Source organism: uncultured Aureimonas sp. (assembly GCF_913775355.1).
In the GTDB taxonomy this organism is placed as follows: domain Bacteria; phylum Pseudomonadota; class Alphaproteobacteria; order Rhizobiales; family Rhizobiaceae; genus Aureimonas.
In genome coordinates, this window is record NZ_CAJYIU010000238.1 from 1 (window position 1) to 4,459 (window position 4,459).

Here is a 4,459-nt window from a genome sequence, read left to right on the forward strand (position 1 = left end):
GAGCTTACCGAACGACGGACGATATCGGGTCGTCGGGACAGGTTTCCATCGAACGGGCAGGAGTTTCCATGTTCAAGCTCATCAGGCGTTTTCGCAAGAACGAGTCCGGCGCGACCGCCATCGAGTACGGCCTGATCGCCGCGCTCGTCGGCGTTGCCATCATCACCGGCGCCACCACGCTCGGCACGAAGCTGGGCACGACCTTCACCAACATCGCCGGCAAGTTCGGCACCGCTGTTCCCTGATAATCGTCGAGCAAGGCGAGGCCGCGTGCGCGGCCTTGCCTTTCTTTCGTAGAAAGGACCCGGCGTCATGGCGTCTCTGCTGGTTCTGGTATTCGCTGCGGCGATGATCGCGGCGGCCTTGACCGATCTTGCCAGCATGACGATCGCCAATCGCCTCGTCGTCGCCCTCGCGGCGGCGTTTTTGCCGTTCGGCCTCGCCGCAGGCCTGACTGCCACAGCCTTCCTGCTTCATCTGGCAGCGGGTATGGGCGTTCTCGCCATCACCTTCGGCTGCTTCGCCGCGGGTTGGATGGGCGGGGGCGATGCCAAGCTGATGGCGGCCGTCGCCCTCTGGCTCGGACCGACGCCCGAACTCGCGTCCTTCGCGCTGTGGACCTCGATCCTCGGCGGCGTCCTGACGCTTGCCTTCCTCGCCGCCCGCTCCCTTCTATCGCCGACCACGGGACTGGCTCCGGTGGACCGTCTTCTCCGGTCCGATACCGGCATCCCCTATGGCGTCGCGATCGGCGCCGCGGGACTGGCCATGGTCCCTGCCATGCTGGCGTCGCTTCCCGCCTGACGTCAGGCGTTCATCATCCTTGACGCTGCGTGAACCGCGTCAGCAAAGCGTTAACCATGCTTTGAGGATTTATCCTCCATAACGCCTCATCGGTCGACTTCCAGAGGACCGCAGGAGGAGTTGAGAGGATGCAGGCTTCGCGCTTGGCGATCTTCGGCGTGGCAGCCGTGGCGGCGATCGGCGCCGGGTTCCTCGCATTGCATCTGGGCGGCCCTGCGCCCGAGCCAATCATCATCTCCACCCAGCCGGTGCAGCCGCCCATCAAGCTCGTCGAAGTGCTCGTCGCCTCGCACGACATCGGCATGGGAGCGGGCACCGAAGGCGCGCTCGACTGGATGAAGTGGCCGGAAGACGGCGTCTCGGCGACCCTGATCCGCCGCGACCTCAGACCCGACGCCATCACCGAACTGAAGGGCACCATCGCCCGCCAGAGCTTCTTTGCCGGCGAGCCGATCCGCGAAGCCAAGCTGATCCGCTCCGACCGGGGATTCATGTCGGCGATCCTTCCGTCGGGCAGCCGCGCGGTCGCGGTCCAGATCGCGCCCGACACGTCGGCCGGCGGCTTCATCCTGCCGAACGACCACGTCGACGTCATCATGACGCGCGCCCGGCCGACCATCGCCGGCCAGCCGCCGAGCTACGACACGCAGACGGTCCTCAAGAACCTTCGCGTCCTCGCGATCGACCAGTCGGTGGAGGAGAAGGAGGGCGAGCGCGTCGTCGTCGGCACCACCGCGACGCTCGAGGTCGACGCCGCGCAGGCCGAGGCGCTGACGGCTGCGCAGCGCATGGCCGAGCGACTGGTCCTGTCGCTCCGCTCGCTGGCCGATTCCGTCCCCGGCTCGCCAGGTTATGCGGCCTTCCTGCTCGACCAGCAGAAGAAGCCCACCAACACCGAGATTCGCCTCGTCCGCTACGGCAGGACGACCAACCTGACCACGGGGAACTGACCATGGCCGACCGCATCCTGCGTCCCCTGGCCCATGTCGCGCTGGCCGTCATCGCCGCCGGCCTTCCCGAAGCGGCGCTGGCCGCCTCGAACGATGCGATCATCTCGGTCAGCCGCCTGAACCAGACTATCCCCCTTGGGCTCAACAAGTCGAAGGTCGTGGATCTGCCACGCGATGCACATGACATCGTCGTGGCCGACCCGTCCGTCGCCGACGCGGTGACGCGCACGGCGCGCCGCATCTATCTCTTCGGCAAGGCGGTCGGGCAGACCAACATCTTCGTCTTCGACGCCGCGGGCCGCGAGATCGCGGTCCTCGATCTCAAAGTCGAGCGCGACATCGCGGGGCTCGCCGCCACGATCCGCCGCTTCATTCCGACCGCCGACGTCAAGGCGGAAATGTTGAACGACAACGTCATCCTGACCGGGACGGTGGAGAACGCGCAGGACGCCGCCCGGGCGGTCGACCTCGCACGTATCTTCACGCGAGGCGGCGAGGCGACCACGGGTCAGTTCGTACAGGGTGGGGGCGGATCGGCTACGGGCGGCGGCGTCGTGATCGGAGGGCCGATCAATCCTGAAATACAGCGCAGCCAGATCGTCAATCTTCTCCAGATCCAAGGCGAGGATCAGGTCACCCTCAAGGTCACCGTCGCCGAGGTCCAGCGCTCGGTCGTCAAGCAGCTCGGCATCGACGGTATCGGCGTCGCGTCGTCCGATGGCATCGCGTTTGCAGCCGCGAGCTCCAACCCGTTCGGCCTTGGCAAGGCGATCTCCTCCGCAGGCGCCAATCTCTTCAACGGCGGCAACAGCGATAACGGCATTTCCGCGCAGCTGCGCGCGATGGAACAGGCTGGCGTGATGCGCACGCTCGCCGAACCGAGCCTGACAGCCATCTCCGGCGAAAGCGCCTCGTTCAAGGTCGGCGGCGAATTCTCGGTCGCGAGCGGCAAGTCCGAAACGCCTGCGAAACGCACCCCGATCCTCAACTCTGAGGGCGCGATCGTCGGTTTCGACAACACTGCCGCGTCGGTCGATTACGAACACAAGCAAATCGACTACGGCATCGGTCTCGACTTCACGCCGGTCGTCCTCTCGCCCGGTCGCATCAGCCTGAAGATTCGCACCGCCGTGTCGGAGCCGACGTTCGAGTCGCCCTATTCCATTCCCTCAGGTGTCGCACCCGGCATCAATCTTACCGGCATCCGCAAGCGCCTCGCCGACACGACCGTCGAGCTTCCCTCCGGCGGCTCGATGGTCATCGCCGGCCTCGTGCGCGACGAGATGCGGCAGGTGATCTCCGGCTATCCCGGCCTCTCCAAGATCCCGATCCTCGGCACCCTGTTCCGCTCGCGCGACTTCCAGCGCTACGAGACCGAGCTCGTCGTGATCGTCACGCCTTACCTCGTGCGGCCCGTCGCGCGGCAGGATCTCGCCCGGCCCGACGACAATCTCGCCTTCACCTCGGATGGCTCCGGCAATCTCCTCGGCCGGATCAACCGCGTCTACGGCCAGTCCGAATCTGCCCTTCCGTCCGGCCGCTATCACGGCACTGTTGGATACATCTACAAATGAGCGCGCTCGCGAATGCCCCCGCCGCCCGCCGCTTCGCCACGGCCGGCCTGATCCTGGCGACCCTCGGCTTTGCCGGCTGCGCCGAGCGGCCGGACGCCAGGCTCAACTTCGTGCCCGACGACTACCGGGCGCGGCATCCGATCATCGTCGGCGACGCGACGCAGAATCTCGACATTCTGCCATCCTCGGCCGACACGCGCCTGACCCACGCCGACTATACGCGCGTGCAGAGCTTCGCTGCGCGCTTCCGATCCTCGCGCGCCGCCGCGATCAGCGTCCAGGTTCCGGTGCGCACGCGCAACGCCGCGGCCGCCTCGCTGGTCGCGAAGGACATGCTGCGTGCCCTTCATCGCGAAGGCGTGCCGCGCTCGCGAGTCGTCTTCTCGTCCTACGAGGTCGCGGGCGGCGACGAGGCCTATCCGATCCGGCTGTCCTACACAGGCCTCTCCGCGGGTCTCGACCATCCGTGCGGCCAGTGGCCGTCCGATCTCGGCGACACCTACCAGAACCGCAACTACGAGAACTTCGGCTGCGCCTCGCAGGCGAACCTCGCCGCGCAGATCGCGGACCCGCGCGATCTTCTCGGGCCCCGCGGTATGAGCGAGATCGACGCCGAGCGCCGGACGACGGTGATCAACGACTACCGGCAGGGTCGATCGACGGCTTCCGACCGCTCCACCACCGAATCCAACTACAGCTGGTAGGAAGGCCAAGACGCCATGTCGCTCCTCGCCCCGTCCGAAACGGCCTACCATCTCGACGACGAGACACTGCGCGAGCGGCTGGATGCGCTCCGTCCGATACCGCGCATTTCCATCCAGGCCTTCTGCGAGACGCCGGAGGTCGCCAATGCGATCGAGGCGGCGGGCTCCGACCGGCGCATGGCGAAAGCGCATCTGCGAGTCCACACCGGCGGCATCCGCGCGGCGGCGGAGCACTACGCTTCGGCGCCGACGCCCAACCTCGTGATCCTGGAATCGCAGTTCGCCCCCGCCGAGCTTCTCGCCGAGCTCGACACGCTCGCCGATGTCTGCGACCCCGGCTCCAAGGTCGTGGTCGTTGGGCATTGCAACGACGTGTCGCTCTACCGCGAGCTGACGCGCCGCGGCATCTCGGAATACGTCCTCGCCC

Annotated in this window: 5 protein-coding genes and 1 pseudogene; all 6 read left to right on the forward strand. The window is 66.9% G+C overall.

What is annotated here, in order from left to right; translation table 11 throughout:
- Window positions 1-68: 68 nt before the first annotated feature.
- Window positions 69-245, forward strand: coding sequence for a Flp family type IVb pilin (locus QZ753_RS14500; protein WP_294644584.1), 177 nt, complete (start codon window positions 69-71; stop codon window positions 243-245).
- A 67-nt stretch (window positions 246-312) separates the two neighbouring features.
- Window positions 313-804, forward strand: coding sequence for a prepilin peptidase (locus tag QZ753_RS14505; protein WP_294644578.1), 492 nt, complete (start codon window positions 313-315; stop codon window positions 802-804).
- A 128-nt stretch (window positions 805-932) separates the two neighbouring features.
- On the forward strand, window positions 933-1,754 hold the full coding sequence (gene cpaB / locus QZ753_RS14510; RefSeq protein ID WP_294644580.1) for a Flp pilus assembly protein CpaB: 822 nt from the start codon (window positions 933-935) through the stop codon (window positions 1,752-1,754).
- A gap of 2 nt (window positions 1,755-1,756) precedes the next feature.
- On the forward strand, window positions 1,757-3,328 hold the full coding sequence (locus QZ753_RS14515) for a type II and III secretion system protein family protein (protein WP_294644581.1): 1,572 nt from the start codon (window positions 1,757-1,759) through the stop codon (window positions 3,326-3,328).
- Entirely contained in the window at window positions 3,325-4,032 is a 708-nt protein-coding gene (locus QZ753_RS14520; protein ID WP_294644583.1) for a CpaD family pilus assembly lipoprotein, read from the forward strand. The genes QZ753_RS14515 and QZ753_RS14520 overlap by 4 nt, the downstream gene beginning before the upstream one ends.
- 15 nt (window positions 4,033-4,047) lie before the next feature.
- Window positions 4,048-4,459 (forward strand): annotated as a pseudogene (locus tag QZ753_RS14525) (CtpF protein); the annotation flags it as partial.